We start from the raw sequence: 23,834 nt of genomic DNA, 5'->3' as shown, positions 1-23,834 counted from the left end.
CAGGCAGGGAGGAGAGTGTGGGGCGGAACGAATTGATGCTGCAGCCACTCTCGAAGACGATGGCCGCGCTGGCGCCAGGTGCGGTTTATCTGCTGCTTGCTGCAGGGATCGCGGCTGCGGTTGCCTTCGTGATGCCCGACGAGGTTGTGACCTGGGCCATGTTTTCCGTCGCCGGCACGCTCGTGATCACGGCGGGCTGGTTGCGGCTCGCCTTGGCGCAGGAGCGAAGGCGACGGGCGCGGCAGCAGGAAACGATCGCGAATTTCGTCGCCCATGACGCCGCGCCCAGCTTCACCACGGACCCGGAGGGCGAGATCGGCTATCAAAACCGCGCCGCGCTGGACCGGTTCGGCTCTCGCGGCGGGCAGGGGCTGGCGCGAACCCTTGCGGAACTTTTCGCCGATCCGGGCGCGGTGCTGCGTCGATTGCAGAGCAAGGCGGAGGCGAAGGGGGCCGCGCGCGAGGATCTGGTGACCCGGCGCGGCCATCTGCGTCTCTCGGTGCACCGCATCGGCTCTGGCGATTTTCTGTGGCGCCTCGAAGACATGGCCGAGAGGGCGATTGGCGGGCGCGGTGCGGAAACGATCAGCCTGCCGATGCTCACCGTCTCCAAGGGCGGCACGATTCTGTTCATGAACGAAGCGCTGAGGCGGCTCGTCGGAGAGCGGGTGCGGTCTCTCGACCGCATCTTCACCGATCTTCCGCTGCGCTCGGGCGAGGAGCATGAGATCAAGGGGCAGGATGGCCCGGTCACGGCAGTCGTAGCGCAGCTTCAAGGCGCAGGAGGACGATCCGAGGTCTATCTGCTCCCGATCCCCGGACCGCGCGCGGCAGAGGAGGGCGCGAATTTCGAGGCGCTGCCCGTCGCGATGCTGCGTCTTTCCGCGCATGGCCGGGTGCGCGCGGCCAATCGCGCGGCGCGCGGCCTGTTGGGCCGGATCGAGCCGCAGTCCCGTCTGTCGGACTTGCTCGAAGGGCTCGGCCGTCCGGTCTCGGATTGGGTGAACGATGCCCTCGCCGGTCGTGCCGATGGCCGCCCCGAAGTGCTGCGCGCCCGACGCGGCGACAAGGAGGTCTTCCTGCAGGTCACCCTGTCGCGGATCGTGGAAAACGGACGCGCGGGGCTGCTGGCGGTGCTGTCCGACGCGACGCAGCTCAAGACGCTCGAGGCGCAATTCGTGCAAAGCCAGAAGATGCAGGCGATCGGCCAGCTCGCGGGCGGGGTCGCGCATGATTTCAACAACCTGCTCACGGCGATCTCGGGGCATTGCGACTTGCTGATGCTGCGCCATGACAAGGGAGATGGCGATTACGCCGATCTTGACCAGATCAGTCAGAACGCCAATCGCGCCGCGGCGCTCGTCGGCCAGCTACTCGCCTTCTCCCGAAAGCAGACGCTGAAACCCGAAACCCTCGATCTGCGCGACACGCTGTCAGACCTGACCCATCTGCTCAACCGGTTGGTCGGCGAGAAGGTTGCGCTGAGCGTCAGGCACGAATGTGATGCCGGACGGGTGCGTGCGGATAAGCGGCAGCTCGAACAGGTCATCATGAATCTCGTGGTGAATGCGCGCGACGCGATGCCCGGCGGCGGCGAAATCCGGATCGAGACCGAAGCGTTCCATCTGGCCGAGAACCGCCCGCGCGACCGCGTCACGGTGCCCAAGGGCGATTATGTTGCGATCAAGGTCACCGATACCGGCTCCGGGATCCCCGCCGACAAGCTAGGCAAGATTTTCGAACCTTTCTTCACCACGAAACGCACGGGCGAGGGGACCGGGCTCGGCCTCTCCACCGCCTATGGCATCGTGAAGCAGACCGGGGGCTACATTTTCTGCGATTCCGTCATTGGCACGGGGACGAGCTTCACGATCCTGCTGCCCGCCTATGACTTGGCGGAGGAGGCCGAGGTGTCGCAATCGGCCGAACCCGCGCCCGAGCTCGAGCCTGCGACAAAGGCGCCGGTGCCGCCACGCGCCGCAGCATCGACCATCGCGCCCAAGGTGGAGATCGCACAAACCTCCGTCCGTGACAGCCACGTCATCGCCGGTGACGCGACCGTACTTCTCGTCGAGGATGAACCGCCGGTTCGCGCCTTCGCCTCGCGCGCGCTCCAGCTGCGCGGCTACACCGTGCTCGAGGCTGAGAGCGCCGAAGAGGCGTTGGAATTGCTGGAAGACTCGGAGCTGAAGGTGGATATCTTCGTCACCGATGTGATCATGCCCGGTCTCGACGGGCCAAGCTGGGTGAGGCAGGCGCTCGAGGCGCGGCCGGGCACGCGCACGGTCTTCATGTCGGGCTATGCCGAGGAGGTGTTCCAGAACGGCAGCTCGCCGGTGCCCGACTCGGTCTTCCTGCCGAAACCTTTCTCGCTTGGCGAATTGACCGCGACTGTGCAGGAGCTCCTCTCACGCTAAGGCGCGGGTGACCCGATCGTAGAGCGCGAGATCTTCCTGCATCGCGGTTCGCAGCGCCTCCTCGGTCTCGGGGGCGAGCCCGGTCTCGACTGCAGGCGGCACGTTCACCCGCGGCAGGGTTATCGCGAAACCGAGCCGATCTTCGAGGAAATGCACGAAATCCTCGATCCGCTCATAGGGAAAAATCCGGTCGACGAGCGTGTTGCCATCGACGTCGCACAGGAACGCCGACTGACTGGGCACGTCGCTGAACCCGGCGCGCGGATCGTCGATATAATCGCGCGCGAACTGGTCGAAGGAATAGCCGGCGGAGATGTCGCTCTCCTCGATCAAGTCGCGCAGCCGAAAGCGATAGAGCGAACGCAGCCAGTCGAGCGGCTCGCGCATCAGCGCGACCGTGGTAAAGCTCGCATCGGTTTTCGCGGCAAGAAGCGGCTCAAGATGGTCCCGGAAATTGCGGGCGGAGGCGTGTTTGAGAACCGCCGGACGAGTCAGCGCGACATCGGCGAGGGACTCCAGAGCGGTCTCGACCGCCGAGGAGCCCGCTTTAGGCGTGGCCAGAAAGACGAGTTTTTGTGTCCAGAAAATCAGCATCTTGGCGGGTCTAGCTCCTAACTCCGCCGGTGATAATCATTCGGTTCGCGTCGGTAAACCGTTTCTTAAGGGTAAATGCGGTTCAGTAGGGCTATCAGAATTTTATTGTAATGTTCATGTTTCGTGCGCATAGTGCGAGCAGAACATGAGGTGAACATCCGCGCGAGGGCGTCGCATTGCCGACCGGCCGTCGCTGTGAAATAAGGAAGCGGACAAATGGCAGTAGCGAAGCTTTTCGACATGGATAAATCTCCCAAGGCAGACAAGCAGAAGGCGCTCGACTCGGCGCTGGCGCAGATCGAGCGGCAGTTCGGCAAAGGCTCGATCATGAAGCTCGGCGGCGAGACGCCCGCTCGGGAAATCGAAGCGACGTCGACCGGCTCGCTCGGTCTGGATATCGCGCTCGGGATCGGCGGTCTTCCGAAAGGCCGGATCGTCGAAATTTACGGTCCTGAAAGCTCGGGCAAGACGACGCTGACGCTCCACGCGATCGCGGAAGAGCAGAAGAAGGGCGGCGTCTGCGCTTTCGTCGACGCCGAACACGCGCTCGACCCGCATTATGCACGCAAGCTCGGAGTCGATCTCGACGAGCTGCTGATCTCGCAGCCCGACACGGGCGAACAGGCGCTGGAAATCGTCGATACGCTGGTACGCTCCGGCGCGGTCAGCCTCGTGGTGGTCGACTCGGTCGCGGCGCTCACGCCGAAGGCCGAGATCGAAGGCGATATGGGCGACCACACCGTGGGCGCGCAGGCCCGCCTGATGAGCCAGGCGATGCGTAAGCTGACCGCGTCGATCGGGCGTTCGAATTGCATGGTGATCTTCATTAACCAGATCCGGATGAAGATCGGCGTGATGTTCGGCTCGCCGGAAACGACCTCGGGCGGCAACGCGCTGAAATTCTACGCCTCCGTGCGCCTCGACATCCGCCGCATCGGCTCGATCAAGGATCGCGACGAGGTGGTGGGCAACCAGACCCGCGTGAAAGTGGTCAAGAACAAGGTCGCCCCGCCGTTCAAGCAGGTCGAGTTCGACATCATGTATGGCGAGGGTATCTCGAAGATGGGCGAACTGGTCGATCTGGGCGTCAAGGCGGGGGTCGTCGACAAGGCCGGCGCCTGGTATTCCTACGGGGACGAACGGATCGGGCAAGGCCGTGAAAACGCGAAAACCTTCCTGCGCGAACATCCCGATGTCGCCTACGAGATCGAGGATAAAATCCGCGCCAGCCACGGGCTCGAATTCGACAATCTGTCCGAAGACGACGCGCTGACCGAAGACTGATCTTCGCCGCGAATTCTTGCAAAGGCCGGGAGCGCAAACTCCCGGCCTTTTGCGATTGCTGGACAGGGGGAAGGGCGGGCGTTAAACGGGAGCGAACAAGCCCGATCAGGCGAGACAGGACACTATGCCCAGCCTTAACGAAATCCGCTCCACTTTCCTCAATTACTTCGAGCGCAACGGCCACCGGGTCGTTGACAGCTCGCCCCTCGTTCCGCGCAACGACCCGACGCTGATGTTCACCAATTCCGGCATGGTGCAGTTCAAGAACTGCTTCACCGGGGTGGAGAAGCGTGACTACAACCGGGCGACGACCGCGCAGAAATGCGTGCGCGCCGGGGGCAAGCATAACGACCTCGACAATGTCGGCTACACTGCGCGCCACCATACCTTCTTCGAAATGCTGGGGAATTTTTCCTTCGGCGACTATTTCAAGGAAGGCGCGATCCCCTTCGCCTGGGAGCTGCTGACCAAGGATTTCGATATTCCGAAAGAAAAGCTGCTGGTCACGGTTTACCATACCGATGACGAGGCGGCGGAGATGTGGAAGAAAGTCGCGGGTCTGCCGGACGAGCGGATCATCCGCATTCCGACCTCGGACAATTTCTGGCAGATGGGCCCGACCGGGCCGTGCGGTCCCTGCACCGAGATTTTCTTCGATCACGGCGATCACATCTGGGGCGGCCCGCCCGGCTCGCCCGAGGAAGATGGCGACCGCTTCATCGAGATCTGGAACCTTGTTTTCATGCAGAACGAGCAGTTCGAGGACGGCTCGATGCGCGCGCTCGACATGCAGTCGATCGACACCGGCATGGGGCTCGAGCGGATCGGCGCGCTGCTGCAGGGTAAGCACGACAATTACGACACCGACCTGATGCGCCACCTGATCGAGGCCTCGGCCAACGCGACGGATGGCGCCCCGGACGGGCCGGGCAACGTGCATCACCGCGTGATCGCGGATCACCTGCGTTCGACCTCGTTCCTGATCGCGGATGGCGTGATGCCCTCGGCGGATGGACGTGGCTATGTTCTGCGCCGGATCATGCGCCGCGCGATGCGTCACGCGCACCTGCTGGGCGCGAAGGATCCGGTGATGCACCGTCTTGTCCCCTCGCTGATCCGGGAGATGGGCGCGGCTTACCCCGAGCTTGGCCGGGCGCAGGCACTGATCGAAGAGACCCTTCTGGGCGAGGAAACCCGCTTCAAGACAACGCTCGACCGTGGGCTCAAGCTGCTCGACGAGGCGCTTCTGGACCTCCCCGAGGGGCAGAAACTGCCGGGCGAGACCGCGTTCAAACTCTATGACACGTTCGGGTTCCCGCTCGATCTGACGCAGGACGCTCTGCGCGAGCGGGATCGCGAGGTCGACACCGAAGGGTTCGACTCCGCGATGGAAGAGCAGAAGGCCAAGGCGCGCGCCAGCTGGTCCGGCACGGGTGAAGCCACCAATGCCGCGATCTGGTTCGACCTGTCCGAGAAGCTCGGCGCGACCGAATTCCTCGGCTATGACACCGAGACTGCCGAGGGGCAGATCACCGCGTTGGTGACCGACGGTGCAGAGATCGACACAGCGACCGGCGAGGTGCAGGTCGTGGTCAACCAGACCCCGTTCTACGCTGAAAGCGGCGGCCAGATCGGCGATCGTGGCTGGATCGTGACCGACACAGGTAAAGCCGAGGTTACCGACACCAAGAAAGTCGCAGGCGTCTTCATCCATTTCGCGCGTGTGACCGAAGGCGAGATTGCCAAGGGGCAGGGCGCGAAGCTGGAAGTCGACCACGCCCGCCGCAGCGCGATCCGGGCGAACCACTCGGCCACGCACCTGCTGCACGAGGCGCTGCGCCGCACGCTGGGCGATCACGTGGCCCAACGCGGCTCGCTCAATGCCGAGGATCGTCTGCGCTTCGACTTCTCGCACAACAAGGCGCTCAGCCCGGAGGAAATCGCGAAGATCGAGCGCGAAGTGAATGAATTCATTCGCCAAAATACGCCGGTCGATACGCGGATCATGACGCCGGATGATGCTCGCGACCTGGGCGCGCAGGCGCTGTTTGGCGAGAAGTACGGCGACGAGGTGCGCGTCGTCTCGATGGGCGAACTGGCCAATTCCGGCAAAGGTACGACCGGCAATGTCTATTCGCTCGAGCTCTGCGGCGGCACCCATGTGAAGCGCACCGGGGATATCGGTACTTTCGTGCTGACGAGCGAAGGCGCGTCGTCGTCTGGCGTGCGCCGGATCGAGGCGCTGACCGGCGATATCGCGATGGCCGAACTGCGCCGCCGCGACAAGCTGCTCACCGAGATCGAAGGGCTGATCAAGACCTCCGAGCAGGATGTGCTCGGGCGTCTGCAGGCGATCCTCGACGAGCGCAAGGCGCAGGCCAACGAGATCGCGCAGCTGCGTCGCGAACTTGCGATGGGCGGTGGTTCTTCCGGCGGCCCGGACGTAAGTGAAATCAATGGCTTGAAGTTCGTGCCTCAAGTGGTGTCCGGCGTGACCGGCAAGGACCTTCCCGGCATCGTGGACGAGTTGAAGGACAAGGTCGGTTCCGGCGTGATCCTCGTCGTCGCGGATGCGGGTGGCAAGGCGGCCGTGGCGGCTGGCGTGACGAAGGACCTGACCGAGCGTGTGAGCGCGGTCGACCTGGTGAAGGCCGCGGCGCAGGCTCTTGGTGGGAAAGGCGGCGGTGGCCGTCCCGACATGGCGCAAGCCGGCGGGGCCGATCCATCGAAAGCCGAGGAGGCCGTTGCGGCCGTGAAAACTTTGTTGGAGGAACTTTGATGGCAGGCGCATTCTGGATCGCCCATGTAACCGTGAAAGACGCCGAGGCGTATGGCAAATATGCCGAAGGCGCGGGGCCTGCGATCGCGAAACATGGCGGGCGCTTCCTCGCTCGCGGTGCGCGCTACGTGCAGCTGGAAGGCAATGACCGGGCGCGCAACGTGGTTGCCTGGTTCCCCTCGCTGGAGGCGGCCGAAACCTGCTACCGTTCCGACGACTATCAGGCGGCGCTGGCCCATGCCGAAGGCGCAGCCGAGCGCGATCTGGTGATCGTCGAGGCGATGGACGACGTTGAGTTCAAGTGAAGATCGTCGCGTAAATCGCTGATCAGAAGTCCGAAAAGGGGTGGCTGGGGCTGCCCCTTTTCGTTTTCGGGCGCGCCCAACTTTGCTCTGGACCTTTGGGCGGGCGGCGGCTTATCTTCTCGCCATGACCACGAAGACCATCATCATCTGCTGCATTATCCGCTGACATCGTCACGCGGGCCGGTCTTCTCTTTCCAAAAACGACATGACCTTGTAAGCCCGCCGGCAGGTGCCGCCGACCCTTTGCGAGGACTTATGACCCAGATCCGTTTGCGCAATTCCCTGACCCGGAAGGTCGAGGATTTCCATCCCATCGATGCGAAGAACGTGCGGATGTATCTCTGCGGGCCGACCGTTTACGACCGCGCCCATCTCGGCAACGCGCGGCCCGTGGTGGTGTTCGACGTGCTCTACCGGCTGCTGCGCCACGTCTACGGGCCGGAACACGTCACTTATGTGCGCAATTTCACGGATGTGGATGACAAGATCAACGCGACGGCGCTGGCGCGCAAGGAGGCCGGGGCCGAAGGGTCGCTGGAAGAACTGATCCGCGCGCGGACCGAGGAGACCATCGGCTGGTATCATGCCGACATGGATGCGCTCGGCGCGTTGCGTCCGGATCGGGAGCCGCGCGCGACCGACTACATTGGCGCGATGATCGCGATGATCGAGACGCTGATCGAAGACGGTCACGCCTATGCAGCCGAGGGCCATGTGCTGTTCCGGGTGCGCAGCTACAAGGATTACGGCGCGCTGTCGGGGCGGACGGTCGACGACATGATGGCCGGGGCCCGGGTCGAGGTTGCGCCCTTCAAGGAAGACCCGATGGATTTCGTGCTCTGGAAGCCCTCCGACGAGGGGCTGCCGGGCTGGGAGAGCCCGTGGGGCCGCGGCCGTCCGGGCTGGCATATCGAATGCTCGGCCATGTCTTACGAGCTGCTGGGTGCGTCGTTCGACATCCATGGCGGCGGCATCGACCTGCAATTCCCGCACCATGAGAACGAGATCGCGCAAAGCTGCTGCGCGCATCCTGAGGGCTCCTTCGCGAATTACTGGCTGCATAACGAGATGCTACAGGTCGAGGGCAAGAAGATGTCCAAGAGCTTGGGCAATTTCTTCACCGTGCGGGATCTGCTCGACGGCCATGACGGCGAGAAGGGCATTCCCGGCGAGGTGATCCGGTTTGTGTTCCTGCAGACGCATTATACGAAGCCGATGGACTGGACGGCGGAGAAGGCGCGGGCGGCGGCTGCGACCCTGCGCAAGTGGCGGACAGCTGTTGATGGGGTCACACCTTCACCCGAGGCGGCGCCGGAGGTGATCGCTGCGCTCACCGACGATCTTAACACGGCGGGTGCCATCGCGGCGCTGCATCAAATCGATGATCCAGCAGTTCTGAAGGCTTCCGCTGCGATGCTCGGCCTGCTTGACGATGGGATGGGCGATTGGGTCGCGGCACCGGAGGCCGATCTCTCGGGGCTCGCCGACAAGCTCGTTGCTTTGCGTGCTAATGCGATGGAAACCAAGGACTTCGCGCCGGTCGATGCAATGAAACAGGCGCTCGTCGCGGCAGGTGTCGAGGTGCGCATGTCGAAGGCCGGGGTGGAATTGCTGCCCGGATCCGATTTCGACCCCGCCAAGCTGGAGGGTCTGTGATGGCTTACGCAACGCAGGTTTGCCCCCGGCCCGAGGGTGGGGGCATCTTCGCCCCCGCCCTGGGGGGCGGGTCGGGGGCGAACCGGATCGCAAGCGATCCGGTGGTTCTTGGACCCTTAGGGCGCGGCCCGACGTGCCGCTGGGCGGAACGTAACCTCGACGGAGGCAACCAATGACCAAACAACGCCTCTATCTCTACGACACGACGCTCCGCGATGGGCAGCAATCGGCGGGCGTCCAGTTCTCGGTGCCTGAGAAGATCGAGATCGCCAAGGCGCTCGACGCAATCGGCATCGATTATATCGAAGGCGGCTGGCCCGGGGCGAACCCGACCGACAGCGATTTCTTCGAGGCGCGGCCCGAGACGCGCGCGACGTTCACCGCGTTCGGGATGACCAAGCGGGCAGGGCGCTCGGCTGCGAATGACGACGTGCTGGCGGGCGTGATGAACGCGAATACGCCCGCCGTCTGCCTCGTCGGCAAGACCCATGACTACCACGTCACTACTGCGCTCGGGATCACACTGGAGGAGAACCTAGAGAATATCCGAGCCTCGGTCGCGCATATGGTGGCGCAAGGCCGCGAGGCGCTGTTCGATGCGGAGCATTTCTTCGACGGCTACAAGGCGAACCCGGGCTATGCGCTGGAGTGCTGCCGTGCGGCCTTTGAGGCGGGCGCGCGCTGGATCGTGCTTTGCGACACCAATGGCGGCACGCTGCCGGGCGAGATCGGCAAGATCGTCGAGGCGGTGATCGCGGCGGGCATTCCCGGCGACCGTCTCGGCATCCATTGCCATGACGATACCGGCAACGCCGTGGCGGGCAGCCTCGCCGCGGTCGAGGCCGGTGCGCGCCAGATCCAAGGCACGCTCAACGGTCTGGGCGAGCGCTGCGGCAACGCGAACCTGATCACGCTGATCCCGACGCTGCTCTTGAAAGAGCCTTACGCGTCGACGCTCGACACTGGCATCAGCCATGAGAGCCTGCGCGGGATCACCAAGCTCTCGCGCAAGCTCGACGATATCCTGAACCGGGTGCCGCTGCGCTCGGCGCCCTATGTGGGCGCCTCGGCCTTTACTCACAAGGCTGGTCTGCACGCTTCGGCGATCCTCAAGAATCCAGACACTTACGAGCATATCGATCCGGCTGTGGTGGGGAATACGCGGCTGATCCCGATGTCCAACCAGGCCGGCCAATCGAACCTGCGCGCGCGGCTCAAGGGGATGGGGATCGAGGTCGAAAAGGACGATCCGCGCCTCGCGCGTATCCTCGATCTGATCAAGGAACGCGAGGATCAGGGCTATGCCTATGACGGCGCGCAGGCGAGTTTCGAGCTGCTCGCGCGTGCCGAACTGGGGCAGCTGCCGAATTTCTTCGAAGTGAAGCGCTACAAGGTCACGGTGGAGCGTCGGAAGAACCGCTACGACAAGATGGTTTCGATTTCGGAAGCCGTCGTGGTGGTCAAGGTCGGCGGCAAGAAGATGCTCTCGGTCTCGGAAAGTATGGACGAGCAGGGCCATGACCGCGGCCCGGTGAACGCACTCTCGAAAGCTCTGTCGAAGGATCTGGGCCCCTATCAGAACCTCATCGACGACATGAAACTGGTCGATTTCCGGGTCCGTATCACCCAAGGCGGCACCGAGGCCGTGACCCGCGTCATCATCGACAGCGAAGACGGCGCAGGCCAGCGCTGGTCCACCGTGGGCGTGTCGCCGAACATAGTCGACGCGAGTTTCGAGGCGCTCCTCGACGCGATGATCTGGAAACTGCTGCGCGACGGGGCGCATCCGGCATGAGCGATCTGGCCGCCTCCCTGCAAGCGTCAGCCGAGGCCGTGCGCCAGGGCGATCCCGATCGTTTCGCCGCGACGATGGCCGCGCCCGCCGAACTGCGCGACCGCCTCTGGCCGCTTTACGCCGCCAATCTCGAGATCGCGCGCGCGCCCTGGGCTTCGTCAGAGCCGATGGTCGCCGAGATGCGACTGCAATGGTGGGTCGATGCCCTCGAGGCGCTGTCCGAAGAGCGGGAGCCCCCGCACGAGATCGGCCCCGCGCTGGTGTCGGTCGCAGCGCCCGCCCGCCATCTGATTGCTGCCGCCGAGGCTCGACGCGCCGACTGTTGGCCCGAACCTTTCGACGATATTTCAAGCCTTTGGGCCTATCTCGACCAGACCTCCGGAGCGCTGTACTGGGCCGCTGCCGAGGCGCTCGGCGCGCCGAATGAGGCCGAGATAACGGTGCGCAGTTTCGGCGCGGGCGCCGGGCTGGCGGCGCTTCTGCAGGCTTGGCCCGACCTGGCTGCGCGCGGTCGTCCGCCACTTGCTGCGCCCGACGCTGAGACCTTGCGCCAGCTCGCGGCCGAGGGGCAGGCGCGCCTCGAGCCCGCGCGCAAGCTGCGGCTCGGCGCCGCCAAGGCCGCGCTTCTACCGGGATGGCAGGCGAGAGCCGTCCTCGCGCGCGCGCACGGCTCAGATGACCCGCTCGCGCCGGGCGCATTGGTGCTGTCGGAATTCCGGCGTCGCTCGGGTCTTCTGCGCGCCGCCTTGCTTGGTGTCTGAGCGCGTCTGCATCGTAGAGCGCGGGAAATTTTCCGAAGTTAGAGGAATCTTCAACTCTTCGCCGGATGGTGACCGCGATTGCCCCGATCTGTCGGGTCGCTGCCGCAGTTCGCCGGAGGACGTTGATGCGCTTTTTCGACAATCTCAAACTCGGATTGAAGTTGCCGCTGATGCTGGTGGCGATCGCAATGGTCGCACTGACGATCATGGGAATTTCTGCCTATCGCACCGCGCACGGGTTGCTGGAAAGCGAGGGGAGGCAGCGTCTCGGGCGGACGCTCGAGGCGCGCGCGGCGCTGGTGGAAGACTGGGCGCAGCGGCTTGCTTCCAACACCCGCACGATCTCGGCCAATCCCGACACGGCCCGGGCGCTTTACGAGTTCACAAGAAGCGTTGACAACCTCGACTCCGCGGCGATCGATAGTTTGAGAAACGGGACGGCCGAGGCCGGCGCGTCCGCGGGCGAAGTGAGCGGCCCTCTGCGGGACTACCGCCTGCTGCAGGACCGCTATAGCCCTGTGATCGAACAGATTTTTGCTGAGCATGGATTGGACGATCTTTATCTGGTCGATCGCGACGGTCGCATCGTCTTCGCGGTTCGCGATCACGCCGCGATCGGCCACCCACTCAGGGACGAGCCCGCCGGCCTGAAGGAGGCCGCGACAAAGGCTTTGGACTGGTTGAACGCGCCGCGGCGCATGGGGTCGGCAAGCACCGTCGCCGTGCCTCCGCCGCATTTCAACGCCGGCGAGGGGCGGTTTTTCGCAGCGCGCCCCGTGCGCAGCGGCACCGGCCTCAACCTCGGAGCGGTGGTCTTGCAAAAGCCCATGACACAGCTTGGGCAGATCATGGCCAACCCGCGCGGCATGGGCGAGACCGGGGAGGGGTTCCTGATCGATGCGGAAGGTCGGCTGATGAGCGACCTTCGCTTTCCTGACGCCGCACCGAAGCCGGGGGAGGCTTTGCCCGAGGGGACCCTGAATGCCGTGAAACAGGGGCAGGATGAAGTGACTTCGCTTTCGGGACACCCGGCAATCGAACGAACATTGGCGCTCACCCTGTTCGATGAACCCTATTGGGCGGTCGTGGAACAGGACAGGGCAGAGCTATTCGCGCCAGCTACGTCGCTCGCCCGCTCGATGCTTTTCAATGCGTCCTGGCTCATCCTTCTGCTTGCGGCGCTGTCGACCTGGATGGCGCGATCCGTCTCCAATCCCCTTAAAGGACTTGAGAAGTCCATCCGCAAGATTAGCGAAGGGGATTACACCGGTGAGATCGTGCAGACCCGTCGCGGCGACGAGGTCGGCGCGATCGCCTCGGCGCTGAGCAACCTGCGCGATGAGCTCGATCGTGCCGAAGCCATCCCGCGCGAGGCGACCCGACAAGGCGCAGCCTTTGCGAATGCCTCCGCCGCGCTGATGATCGTCGATCAGGATTTCCGCATCACGCATGTCAACCGTGCGCTGGTAGAACTGGTCGCATCCCGGATCAAGGAGTTTCGCGTCGTCAGTCCCGACCTTGATCCCGACGGTCTCGTTGGCCGGTCGATGGACGACTTCCATGCGGAGCGGCATCACGCGCGTGCGCTGCTCGATGATCCCGGCAAATTGCCGCTTCATGTCGATATCAAGGTCGGTGATGGCCGTTTCGGAGTCGACGTCACCAATTTTGTCGATGCCGACGGCAATCAGGCCGGTTTTGTCGTCGAATGGCAAGATGTCACCGAGCGTCGCATGAAGGATGCGCTCGTTTCAGCCATCGAGCGTGGCCAACTCGTTTGCGAAGCGGACCCTGCGGGCCTGGTGACGCGAATGAACGCAAATATGCAGACGCTCCTTGGAGCGCAGGCGCAAAACCTGACAGGGCAGCCGCTGAAGGAATGGCTGAGCCCTATCGATGGCAGCGATCCTTGGCCCACGGTCGCCGCCGGGCAGTCCGTGACCGCCCGCTTCACGATGCGCGCCCCGGAGGGAGATGCCTACCTGCTCGACGGCACGCTGAATGGGATCTCGGACAAAGCCGGTCGCTTGATGAAGATTTTTCTCATGGCGAATGACGTGACTGCGGCAGAGACCGCTCTCACCGCCGCGCAGAACCGCAACCTTGCAATGCTGGAGGCGCAGAAATCGGTGGTCGAGTCCTTGCAGGTCGGCCTTGCCGCCCTCTCGCGGGGCGACCTGAGCCTGACTCTCGACATGGAGTTCACCGAGGAATACGAGGCGCTGCGCAATGACTTCAATGATGCAGCGCGAAATCTCGCTGCAGCAATCGAAACCGTGATAGACAACGCGGCGGCGATCGATACCGAGGCCCGCGAGATCGCGTCGGCCTCTGACGATCTCAGTCGCAGAACCGAACAACAGGCCGCCACGCTCGAAGAAACGGCTGCCGCGCTCGATGAATTGTCATCGTCTGTCACAACCTCGGCGCAAGGGGTGGCCGAAACGGATCGCGTGGTCTCCGAGGCCCGTAATAGCGCCGAGACATCGGGCGAAGTGGTGAAACAGGCAATTCAAGCTATGGGCGAGATCGAAACCAGCTCGCTTCAGATTTCCAAAATCATCGGCGTGATCGACGAAATCGCGTTCCAGACCAACCTTCTCGCACTTAATGCCGGCGTCGAAGCTGCGCGCGCGGGTGAAGCGGGGCGCGGCTTCGCCGTCGTCGCCTCAGAGGTGCGTGCCCTCGCGCAGCGCTCTTCGGAGGCCGCTCGCGAGATCGATGCCCTGATCACCGCGTCGAGCGAACAGGTTACGCGCGGCGTCGGCCTCGTCCATGAAACCGGTCGCGCCCTCGAGGGTATTCTCGGCGCGGTGATGGACATTTCAACGCGCGTTTCAGAAATAGCGGGCGGCGCGCGTGAACAGGCGGAAGGACTCAAGGAGATCAATACTGCGGTCAATCAGCTCGACCAGGTGACCCAACAAAACGCTGCAATGTTCGAAGAAACCACAGCGGCGAGCCACGCCTTGACCACAAACGCGACTTCACTGCGCGACATCACAGCGCAATTTACAGTCAATACGCAGTCACTCTCGCCGCCTGCGCGCGAGCGCTCCGAGTTGTCGCAAGTAACATCGAACGAAAAAGACGGGAACGTCGAGCTTTCGCGCGCGGTCGGCGACACGACGCCGCGCGCCGCCAGCTTTGCAGCCGAAGACTGGGAAGAATTTTGAGTTCGCGCGAGGGAAAACTGATGCCGGATGATTTTGCTTCCGCCAAACGGGTTCTCATCGTCGATGACTCCGCTACGATGCGTAAGCTTATTCGGGCGCGCCTCGCGACGGACCGGCGGCTTGTCGTGGTCGGCGAGGCGGCAGACGCGTTCGAGGCGCGCGAAAAAATAAAAATGCTTTTGCCCGATGTGATCACACTCGATGTCGAGATGCCGCGAATGAGCGGTCTCGTTTTCCTCGAACGCCTCATGCGTTTACGGCCGATCCCCGTGGTCATGGTGTCGACAGAAACACATAAAGGATCGCGTGCGGCAATCGAAGCGCTCGCCCTCGGAGCGATCGACTGCGTTGGAAAGCCCCGGTTCGGTAATCTCCAAAGAAGTTTCGAAGTGCTTCCGGAAATTCTTCTCGCAAGTGCGAACGCGCGACTACCTCAAAGAGCGCGTGATCGCGCCGCGATTACACCCGCGCGAAACTTTCGGTGGGACGGTCAAATCGTGCTTATCGGTTCCTCGACCGGTGGTGTCGACGCGCTTGAGACGATACTGAAAGGGTTTCCCGGGAATTGCCCTCCCACCCTCATCGCGCAACATATGCCGGAAAGCTTCCTCGCGAGCTTCGCCGAACGACTCGATCGCATGATAGCGCCGAACGTTCGCCTCGGCATGACGGGGACGTGTCTTGAGCAAGGTCATGTTTATCTCGCGCCTGGTGGCGCAACACATCTCACGGTTCGAAACGCGAAAGCTCCTGAACTCGCATTGATCGAGAGCGAGAAGCGAAACGGGCATCGTCCGTCAGTGGATGTGCTATTCGAATCTGCGGTCGAGATAGCGGCGAAGGCGGTCGCTGTTTTGCTCACCGGTATGGGAAGGGACGGGGCGGAGGGAATGTTGCAACTTCGCAGAGCTGGTGCACATTGTTTCGCCCAAGATGAAGCGACATCGATCGTTTTTGGAATGCCGCGTGCTGCTCTTGAACTCGGAGCCGCGTCCTATTCGGTTCCGCTGCAAGAGATTTCGCAAGAAATTCTGACTAGATCTGCTCAGATTTCCGCGCCGGACGGCAAGGTGGGTGGTACATGAGTGCCGTTGCTTCAGGTCGGCCAATCCACATTTCGCAAGGTGAGTTTCTTGTCGCAGGAGCGGGAGCGCAATCTATCACGACCATCCTTGGTTCCTGTGTGGCCTGCTGTCTTTACGATGAGAAAGCGCGTGTCGGCGGAATGAACCACTTTCTCTTGCCAGATACCACCGGCTCAACTTTTCAAGCGGCAAGCTTTGGTGTGAACGCAATGGAACTGCTGATAAATGAACTGATCAAGCAGGGTGCGCAACGTGGTGACCTTTGCGCGAAGCTCTTCGGTGGCGCGCGCATGGTCAATGGACTATCGGATATCGGATTGAAGAACAGCAAGTTCTCAATCGAGTTCCTCGCCAAGGAGGGTATCCCCTGTGTCAGCCAAAGCCTAGGGGGCTCGCAAGCTCGTCGGATAGTGTTTTGGCCTGACACCGGGCGAGCGCGCCAGAAGCTGCTCGGGGATGCAAAGGTTCTTGAACGCGAGATTGCACCAGCGCCATCTCTCGACATCGAGTTGTTCTAGTACGTCGGATGAAAAACACGTTGCCTTCCTTCGTAGTTCGGGCATGGCTTAATCGAGTCTCAAATTGTATTCGGAAGCTCAGCTACTTCAAAACCAACTGACGTCACCGTCAGTGGCGCGTTTTTGAAACTCGGCAAAATGCTTGGGATCGAGAGCTGCTGCAAGGTCTTGAAGCCGAAGTGAGGCAAAAACCGTGTCTGCGTCGCAGGCGAGGTCGGGCGATATCTGCTCAGAGAGCTTGTTGACGAAAGCCCCGAGGTCTTCAAGAGATTGACTTATGAAATCAATGCTTTGAATCTCACGAACGATATGCGGCGAGAGATCGCCGTCAATCCCGCTTGCTGAAAGCGTTTTCTGGAGTGAAACCGACAAGCGAGCGAGCGTTTCCAATTCTCGCCCGACGCGTGCGGTGATGTCTCTGACTGGGAGTTGGCGGGCGTATTGCCGCATTACAAACGTCCCACGACAGCTTCGATACACGCTTTCAGTTCGGGCGGGGTGAATGGTTTCTTGATGAAGTTGTTCATCCCAAGACGTCGGCCAGTCTCGATGATTTCGCGATCGGCTCGTCCGGTGATCAGGATAAATCCTAGCCCCTTCGTGCGTGCGTTCTTTCGCATTGCCTGAAGGAACTGCAAGCCGTCCATTCCGGGCATGTTGTAGTCAGAGATCACAAGATGAACGGGCTTGGCTTCGAGGCTCTGAAGTGCGCTTTGACCGTCGGTCGCGTATCCGACCTGTCGAATACCCATCGCGTCGAGCGCTTGCATAATGAGACCTCGACTCGTCGACATGTCGTCGACCACGAGGATACGCAATTGGTCTCTCAATGCCATGAAGTCAGATCCTGCTGGTTCGATTAGTCAGTTGATAGGTCGTGACGCCTGCGGTTCGGAGATTCGAGTGTTTCCCGTCCGTTACCCGTTCAGAATGGCCAACAAAGAGGTATCCCCCTGGTGTCAGCTGTTCTTCGAACCGCTCCCAGAGCAGGGCCTGCGCTGCCGGCGCGAAGTAGATGACGACGTTGCGACAAAAGATCACGTCGAATTTTCCGCGCATTGGCCAGCGGTCGTGGAGATTGAGTTCACGGAACTTCACAAGACCGCGAAGATTCGGATCAACTTGATAATCTTCGCCTTCCTTTCGAAAATATTTTTTGCGCAGTTTCTCTGGCACCGCCTCAAGCGCAGCTGCGGGATAAATCCCCTTCGCGCCCTGTTCGATCATGAGAGGATCGATGTCGGTTGCGAGGATGCGCAGGTTCAGGGTCGCGAAATCGGGAGCGAGCTCGGCGATTGTCATGGCGATCGAGTAGGCTTCTTGACCGTTCGAGGATCCCGCTGACCACAGACGAACGCGGCCACCGCAGCGGGCTTCTTCCAGGAGGCGGGGGAGCACTACTTGGCGCAGTGTCTCGAAGTGGTGGTTCTCGCGGAAGAAATGGGTGACATTCGTCGTGAGAGCCGAAACCATGCGACGGCATTCGTCGCGCCCCCCCTCGGAGCTCACGAGCGCAATATAATCCTTGTAGGTTGCGAGCCCCAAGGCCCTGAGCCGTTTAGCAAGACGGCTTTGGACCATCGAGGTTTTGCCGGGCGCGAGCACAATGCCCGTCGTGTCGGAAAGGAGCTGTGCGATCGCTCTAAATTCCGCCTCTGTCGGCGCGACTTGCCCCAATGTGGACTGCGGAGCGTTCATGCGGCCTCGATCGCCTCTTGCGGGAGTACGGACGTGAGGTCGAGCATCCGGATCATTCGGCCTTCGACGATCGTGAGCGCCGAAATGTAGCGTTGCGAGATGTCGGCGTTGAGATCGGGCGGAGGTTGCATCTCCGACCGGGGGAGGGCGAGGATGTCGGAGACCGCGTCGACGAGGAGGCCTGCAGTTTGCCCGCCGACCTGAACGACGATTATCACGTTGCGAGCATCGCCTGCGACCGGTTCCATTCCCAGGCGAACGGAAAGATCTACAACGGGCAGAACCGTGCCACGCAAGTTGATCACGCCGCGTACGAAGGTGGGCGCGTGGGGCAGTGGGGTGGCGCGGGTCCAACCGCGGATCTCGCGGACCGACATGATGTCGACGCTGTATTCCTCTTCGCCCAGACGGAAGGAGAGGAGCTCGACTTCGGCGGCTTCAGATTTGGACGAATTGTCTTCGGTCATGGCTTATCCTGCGAGTGAGAGATCGATGGCGCGGGTGTTGCCCGAGGCGGTTTGCACGAGATCGGCAGGGTCGAGAATGAGCGCGATCTGACCATCGCCGAGGATTGTCGCCGCAGCGACGCCCGGAATGTGACCGTAGGACTGCTGTAGGCCTTTGATCACCACCTGCCGTTGCTCGAGTATTGAATCGACGACAAGTGCGGATCGGGCGCCGTCTTCCTGAGCTGTGAGCAGGACGACATCTCCGCTATAGGAGTTTTTCGGGTCTCGGTATCCGAGTTCCGCGCCGAGATCGAAAAGGGGCACGAAGGCACCGCGCAGGTGGATCACATTGGTCGATGGCCCGAGCGCGCGGATGTCTTCACTCGTTAGCGTGGCCGTTTCAAGGATCGACGAGAGAGGCACGACGAGGGTTTCTCCGGCGACGTTGACGACCATGCCGTCGAGCACGGCGAGTGTCAGCGGCAGGGAAATCGAAAAGCAGCTGCCTTTGCCGGGGGCGGAGGTGATCGAGATTCGACCGCCGAGGGATTGAATCGAGCTTTTGACGACGTCCATGCCAACGCCCCGACCTGAAAGCGCCGAAACCTGATCGGCGGTGGAGAAGCCGGGCAGGAAGAGCAGGTTGTCGATTTCGCTGTCCGAGAGTTGGGCATCGGCGGCGATCAGGCCTTTTTCGACGGCTTTGCCGAAGACTTTCTTGCGGTTGATGCCGCCGCCGTCATCGCTGACTTCTATGACGACCCGGCCGGAGCGATGGTGGGCCGAGAGGGTGACGATGCCTTCGCGTGGTTTGCCTGCGGCCACGCGCGTGTCCGGGGCTTCGAGACCATGATCGACGGCGTTGCGGATCATGTGGGTGAGTGGATCGGCGAGGCGTTCGATGACGGTCTTGTCGACCTCGGTGGTCTCCCCTTCGGTCTTGAGGCGGACATCCTTTCCGATTGCCGAGGAGGCCTCGCGAACGATCCTGGCCATTCGCTGGAACAGCGGTTTGACCGGCTGGGCGCGGATCATCATTACGCTGTCCTGGATGTCGCGAGTGAGCATCATGAAAGCTTCGAGCCCAGTATTTACGGCTGAATTGGGCGGAAGCCCGGCTTCGGCGACGGATTGGGCGAGCATCGCTTGGTTGATCACCAATTCGCCGACAAGGTTCACCAGACGATCGATACGCTCGATGTCGACGCGCACTGTGGCACCGTGTTCGGCGGCCGGCGCGGGGGTGGCGGCGGCTGCGGGCTGCGCAGCGGTTGGCTTCGCAGTCTCAGCTTGATGCCCGGTGGGGGACGGATCGGCCTTGCGCGAGGGGGGTGCGGGCTCGGCCTCGGCTCCCTCTTCCGCTCGGGGAGGGGTGGCGTTTTCCGAACTCTGCGCCTCCGTTTCAAGATCTTGGCCGTTGTCTTCCTCTTCGTGGGCGTATTCGCGCAGTTCGCTATCGATGTCGGGGAGCCCCGCGGTGGGCACTGCGGGTGTTTCTAGTGTCGGGGAGATATCGAGCTGACAGACATCTTCGACGAATTCGAAGACCTCGCGAATTTCGTCTTCACCGATTTCGCCGGTGATCTGTACCGACCAGCCGAGATGGTTCTCCTCGGCGTCGAGCGCGTCGAGCAACGGGACCGCAGTCGTGTCGGTCACGACGGAGATATCTGCAATATCGGAAAGGGCTCGCAGGAGTTGGAGCGGTTCGTTGCCAGAGGCGTAGAGAGCGGTATCCGGGCGGAACTCCAGGTTGAAGCCCGACGGAGGTGCCTCCACCGGCGCGAAATCGAAGTCGAGATCGAGCGCAAGACCCATCGGTTGGAAATCTGAAACCTCATCGTCTTCCGCTTCCGCCACGCGCTCTGCCCCGCTCTCGCCCAAAAGCGCTTCGAGAGACTGCAGGCACGCCTCGGCGGTTGCGGGTTCAGGTGAGCCTTCGCGGGCAGCATGGATCTCGTCGGTGAGCAAATCGGCCGCCTGAAAGAATAGTTTCACCGCTTCGGGCGTGAGGGCGAGCCTGCCTGAGCGCAGTTCGTCCAGCACGGTTTCGAAGCGATGGGCGAAAGCGACCAGCGCATCGAGGCCGAAGGCGCCGGCGCCGCCCTTGATCGAATGGACCGCCCGAAAGACGACGTTGATCGTTTCGCCATCGTCGGCCCCTTCGTCGAGGTCGGAGAGCGCGTCTTGCAGGCTTTCGAGCAGCTCTTCGCATTCGATGAAGAAGGACGCTTTGATTTCTGCCATCGGGTCGGACATGTCGCGCTCCTTATCCGGCAACCATGTTGAGCGCCTTGACCAGCTTGGTCGGGTCGAAAGGCTTCACGATCCAGCCGGTCGCCCCGGCGGCGCGGGCGCGGGCTTTCAGCTCTGCCGCGGATTCGGTGGTGAGGACGAGGATCGGGGTGGCGCGGTGGCGTTCTTGGCCGCGCACAGCCTCGATGAAGCCGAACCCGTCGAGGCGCGGCATGTTGATGTCGGAGATGATCGCGTCAGGCTCCAGCCCGTCGAGAACCTCCAGCCCGTGCACGCCGTCTTCGGCGAGATAAAGCTCCATCCCGGCGTGTTCGAGGGTGAGTTTGAGCATGTCGCGAATGGTGCGGCTGTCGTCGACCGCGAGGACTTTCAGGGTCATACGGCCTCCGCATCCGGCTGATGTTGCAGATCGGCGCGCGAGAGGCCGAACCGGGCGAGAGCGCTGTCGAATGCCTCGGAACTGGACGTGATCTCGAGGCGGTGGCCCGCGCCTCGTGCGGTTTTCGCCGCCGACACCAGCAGCTGTAGCCCAAGCGCCCCGAGATGGGTCACGTTGGAGGCATCTAGCGCGACGTCCTGCGTCGCCACGCATGTCAGCGACTCATGCAGCGAGCGCACGGTCGCAAGATCGATCCGGTCGGGCAGGGTAAGCGCAGTCATGGCGCCACCGGAAAGTCACGAAGGCAGGGCGTACGCATCGGCAACCTCTTTCAAACACATCCGTGCAAGAGGTCTAAGCTCAAGCCGTTAAAATAGGCTTGACGGAAACGCGCCTATCGCGACATCCGCGAAGAAAGATAGGAGGCGCAGCCCTGCAGCGCTGCGTAATCGTCTTCGATCACATAGACCGGGAAGGCGCGCAGGAACTCCGAGAAGCGGCCCTTGGCCTGCATCGCTTCGGCGAAGCCGAATTCCTCGAGCCACGGCACGACGCCGCGCGCCGCGCCTCCGATCAGGTAGATGCCGCCGAAGGGCAGGTGGGTCAGCGCCAGATCGCCCACGACACGGCCCAGCATCTGAACGAACAATTGCCCCGCCGCGACGGCTTTTTCCTCGCCACGGGTGATCGCTTCGAGGATTTCCTGCCCGGACGTGGTCGCGTCTTCCTCTCCCCTGAGATAGGCGTAGAGACGTTCCAGACCGCGGCCCGACACGACATGCTCGACGCTGGCGAAATCATGTTTCGCATCGAGATAGGTCTTGAGCGCGAAATCGGCCTCGGTCTCGATCGGCAAGGTGGTGTGTCCGGCCTCGGAAGGGGGGACGACGCGGCCGCCGGGGCCCTCGTGCACGGGAGCCGCGTTGAAGCCGGTGCCTATGCCGACCACCAGCCGCGCGGAGCCTTCCTTCGCGGGCAGCCCGGGCAGGATCGGACGCACGGCATCCTCGGCGAGACTTCCCAGCGCATGACCCTGCGCCTGCAGATCGTTGAGCACGAAGACCTGATCCGTCCCGGTCAGGCGCGCGATATTGTCGGCACGGATTATCCAGGCGAGATTGGTCATCTCGGCTACGTCGTCGCGCACCGGGCCGGCGGCGGCCACGCAGGCACCCGCAATGGGACCGCAATCCTCGTCGCGGATATATTCAGCGAGAATCTCCTCCAGCGCACCGCGGCCCAGATTGGGATAACGACGGATCGTTGAATGGATCAGCTTGCCGTCGCGGGCCATCGCGACCCGGGTATTGGTGCCGCCGATATCGGCCAGCAGGGTGATTTGATCGCTCATCCGCGGCTCCCCAATGCGTCTTTCCATGCCAAATAGGACGCTTTCGGGGTGCGCTGCAAGCTGTCGAAGTCCACGTGGACGAGCCCGAAGCGTTTCTCGTAGCCCAAGGCCCATTCGTAATTGTCCATCAGTGACCAGCCGATATAGCCCTTCACGGGGGTGCCCTCGGCGATCGCGCGCTGCACGGCGGCGAGGTGCTCGCTGTAATAGGCGATGCGATGCGGGTCCTCGACCTTGCCATCCTCGACCACGTCGGGCGCGGCCATGCCGTTCTCGGTCACGTAGAGCGGCAGGTCACCGGTATATTCGTGCGAGAGACGGGTCAGGAACTGATAGAGCCCCTCGGGATAGATCTCCCAGCCCATCGCGGTTTTCGGCAGCGGGCCGTCGACCTCGTGATGCGCGGGCCACGGGCCCTCGGTGGGCGCGATGCGCTTGCAGGTGTAGTAATTGAGCCCCAGCCAGTCGAGCTTCTCGCCGATCAGAGCGAAATCGTCTTCCCAATTATGCGGCATGTGCGGCGCGAAGGCTTCCATCACCTGCTCGGGGTAACGGCCCTTGAAGATGCCCTCAACGAAGAAGCGGTTGTAATAGGCATCATAGAGATCTGCAGCGGCGGCGGCCTCGGGGCTGTCATCGGCGGGGATCGGGTATTCCAGATTGCATACCGCGCCGAGGTTCTTCATCCCGTGCGCGCGCATCACACGCGTCGACTTGCCATGGGCGAGCAGAACGTGATGCATCGCATGCGCCGTCGCGCGAATGTCGCGCAGGCCCGGCGCGTGATGGCCGAGGAAGTGGCTCAGCCAACTGACGCACCAAGGCTCGTTGATCGGGGCGGCGGACCAGATCCGGTCGCCCAGACGATCCGCGATGACCTGCGTGAAGTCGGCGAACCAGGAGGCGATATCGCGGTTGCGCCAACCACCCTTGTCGGCGAGCGGCGCGGGCAGCTCCCAGTGATAGAGCGTGAGCGCCGGTTTCAGCCCGCGCTCCAGCATCCCGTCGACCAGCCGGTCGTAGAAATCCAGACCCTCGCGATTCACCGGGCCGCGCCCTTCGGGCATCACGCGCGCCCAGGAGGTCGAGAAGCGGTAGATGTCGAATCCCGCATTGGCGATCAGGTCGAGGTCTTCTTCCCAGCGGTGGTAGTGATCGCAGGCCACGGCGCCATTCTCGGCGCGCACGACATTGCCCGGTGTGGCGGCGAATGTGTCCCAATGGGTCGGGCCTGCGCCACCGAAGGAATGGCCCTCGATCTGGTAGGAGGAGGTGGCAACGCCGAACTGGAAATCGGCAGGAAAATCAGAGCGTTTCGGAAGCATCTTCAT

The 23,834-nt window shown here is 62.6% G+C and carries 20 protein-coding genes; 10 read left to right on the top strand and 10 right to left on the bottom strand.

All coding sequences use genetic code 11. The features are described 5' to 3' along the window. The first annotated feature begins 35 nt into the window (after positions 1-35). The gene (locus tag B6V76_RS02690; RefSeq protein ID WP_088726896.1) at positions 36-2,417 is read left to right on the top strand and encodes an ATP-binding protein; all 2,382 of its coding nucleotides are present in this window, start codon (positions 36-38) and stop codon (positions 2,415-2,417) included. Here B6V76_RS02690 and B6V76_RS02685 read toward each other — a convergent pair. Continuing rightward, positions 2,409-3,011 carry a hypothetical protein gene (locus B6V76_RS02685; protein ID WP_088726587.1) on the bottom strand — a complete coding sequence of 201 codons (603 nt, stop codon included), beginning with the start codon at positions 3,009-3,011 and terminating at the stop codon, positions 2,409-2,411. The genes B6V76_RS02690 and B6V76_RS02685 overlap by 9 nt on opposite strands. Positions 3,012-3,227: 216 nt before the next feature. On the opposite strand from B6V76_RS02685, the gene recA reads away from it, so the two are divergent. From recA to B6V76_RS02640, 9 genes are all read left to right on the top strand, one after another. Next, entirely contained in the window at positions 3,228-4,295 is a 1,068-nt protein-coding gene (recA, locus tag B6V76_RS02680; RefSeq protein WP_075776496.1) for a recombinase RecA, read from the top strand. 124 nt (positions 4,296-4,419) lie between these two features. Next, complete coding sequence (gene alaS, locus B6V76_RS02675) at positions 4,420-7,074, top strand: alanine--tRNA ligase (protein WP_088726586.1); 2,655 nt, start codon at positions 4,420-4,422, stop codon at positions 7,072-7,074. Further along, on the top strand, positions 7,074-7,379 hold the full coding sequence (locus tag B6V76_RS02670) for a DUF1330 domain-containing protein (protein WP_075776494.1): 306 nt from the start codon (positions 7,074-7,076) through the stop codon (positions 7,377-7,379). The genes alaS and B6V76_RS02670 overlap by 1 nt, the downstream gene beginning before the upstream one ends. 255 nt (positions 7,380-7,634) lie before the next feature. Next, complete coding sequence (gene cysS / locus B6V76_RS02665) at positions 7,635-9,035, top strand: cysteine--tRNA ligase (protein WP_088726585.1); 1,401 nt, start codon at positions 7,635-7,637, stop codon at positions 9,033-9,035. A 172-nt stretch (positions 9,036-9,207) separates the two neighbouring features. Beyond that, complete coding sequence (gene cimA / locus B6V76_RS02660) at positions 9,208-10,830, top strand: citramalate synthase (protein ID WP_088726584.1); 1,623 nt, start codon at positions 9,208-9,210, stop codon at positions 10,828-10,830. After that, positions 10,827-11,591, top strand: coding sequence for a squalene/phytoene synthase family protein (locus tag B6V76_RS02655; RefSeq protein WP_088726583.1), 765 nt, complete (start codon positions 10,827-10,829; stop codon positions 11,589-11,591). The genes cimA and B6V76_RS02655 overlap by 4 nt, the downstream gene beginning before the upstream one ends. Before the next feature lie 125 nt (positions 11,592-11,716). Further along, the gene (locus B6V76_RS02650; RefSeq protein WP_166504523.1) at positions 11,717-14,767 is read left to right on the top strand and encodes a methyl-accepting chemotaxis protein; all 3,051 of its coding nucleotides are present in this window, start codon (positions 11,717-11,719) and stop codon (positions 14,765-14,767) included. 20 nt (positions 14,768-14,787) lie between these two features. After that, on the top strand, positions 14,788-15,852 hold the full coding sequence (locus B6V76_RS02645) for a chemotaxis response regulator protein-glutamate methylesterase (protein WP_088726581.1): 1,065 nt from the start codon (positions 14,788-14,790) through the stop codon (positions 15,850-15,852). Continuing rightward, positions 15,849-16,370, top strand: coding sequence for a chemotaxis protein CheD (locus B6V76_RS02640; RefSeq protein WP_088726580.1), 522 nt, complete (start codon positions 15,849-15,851; stop codon positions 16,368-16,370). The genes B6V76_RS02645 and B6V76_RS02640 overlap by 4 nt, the downstream gene beginning before the upstream one ends. Before the next feature lie 87 nt (positions 16,371-16,457). Here B6V76_RS02640 and B6V76_RS02635 read toward each other — a convergent pair whose 3' ends face one another. From B6V76_RS02635 to B6V76_RS02595, 9 genes are all read right to left on the bottom strand, one after another. Next, positions 16,458-16,820 (bottom strand): hypothetical protein, encoded by a 363-nt coding sequence (locus B6V76_RS02635; RefSeq protein ID WP_088726579.1) that lies wholly within the window; start codon positions 16,818-16,820, stop codon positions 16,458-16,460. Beyond that, positions 16,820-17,206 carry a response regulator gene (locus tag B6V76_RS02630; RefSeq protein ID WP_075776487.1) on the bottom strand — a complete coding sequence of 129 codons (387 nt, stop codon included), beginning with the start codon at positions 17,204-17,206 and terminating at the stop codon, positions 16,820-16,822. Before B6V76_RS02630 ends, B6V76_RS02635 begins: the two co-directional genes overlap by 1 nt. A gap of 4 nt (positions 17,207-17,210) precedes the next feature. Beyond that, complete coding sequence (locus B6V76_RS02625; protein ID WP_088726578.1) at positions 17,211-18,068, bottom strand: protein-glutamate O-methyltransferase; 858 nt, start codon at positions 18,066-18,068, stop codon at positions 17,211-17,213. After that, complete coding sequence (locus B6V76_RS02620) at positions 18,065-18,535, bottom strand: chemotaxis protein CheW (protein WP_088726577.1); 471 nt, start codon at positions 18,533-18,535, stop codon at positions 18,065-18,067. The genes B6V76_RS02625 and B6V76_RS02620 overlap by 4 nt, the downstream gene beginning before the upstream one ends. Before the next feature lie 3 nt (positions 18,536-18,538). Further along, positions 18,539-20,776 (bottom strand): chemotaxis protein CheA, encoded by a 2,238-nt coding sequence (locus tag B6V76_RS02615; protein WP_088726576.1) that lies wholly within the window; start codon positions 20,774-20,776, stop codon positions 18,539-18,541. A gap of 10 nt (positions 20,777-20,786) precedes the next feature. Next, positions 20,787-21,152 carry a response regulator gene (locus tag B6V76_RS02610; RefSeq protein WP_075776484.1) on the bottom strand — a complete coding sequence of 122 codons (366 nt, stop codon included), beginning with the start codon at positions 21,150-21,152 and terminating at the stop codon, positions 20,787-20,789. Next, positions 21,149-21,433, bottom strand: coding sequence for an STAS domain-containing protein (locus B6V76_RS02605; protein ID WP_075776483.1), 285 nt, complete (start codon positions 21,431-21,433; stop codon positions 21,149-21,151). Before B6V76_RS02605 ends, B6V76_RS02610 begins: the two co-directional genes overlap by 4 nt. A gap of 113 nt (positions 21,434-21,546) precedes the next feature. Continuing rightward, positions 21,547-22,503 (bottom strand): ROK family protein, encoded by a 957-nt coding sequence (locus B6V76_RS02600; protein ID WP_075776482.1) that lies wholly within the window; start codon positions 22,501-22,503, stop codon positions 21,547-21,549. Next, entirely contained in the window at positions 22,500-23,828 is a 1,329-nt protein-coding gene (locus B6V76_RS02595; RefSeq protein ID WP_088726895.1) for a GH1 family beta-glucosidase, read from the bottom strand. Before B6V76_RS02595 ends, B6V76_RS02600 begins: the two co-directional genes overlap by 4 nt. Positions 23,829-23,834: the final 6 nt, after the last annotated feature.

It is taken from the genome of Thioclava sp. IC9, from assembly GCF_002213225.1.
GTDB classification, from domain to species: Bacteria; Pseudomonadota; Alphaproteobacteria; order Rhodobacterales; family Rhodobacteraceae; genus Thioclava; species Thioclava nitratireducens.
The sequence above is the reverse complement of the archived record's forward strand: the minus strand, read 5'-3'. Positions and strand labels throughout refer to the sequence as shown.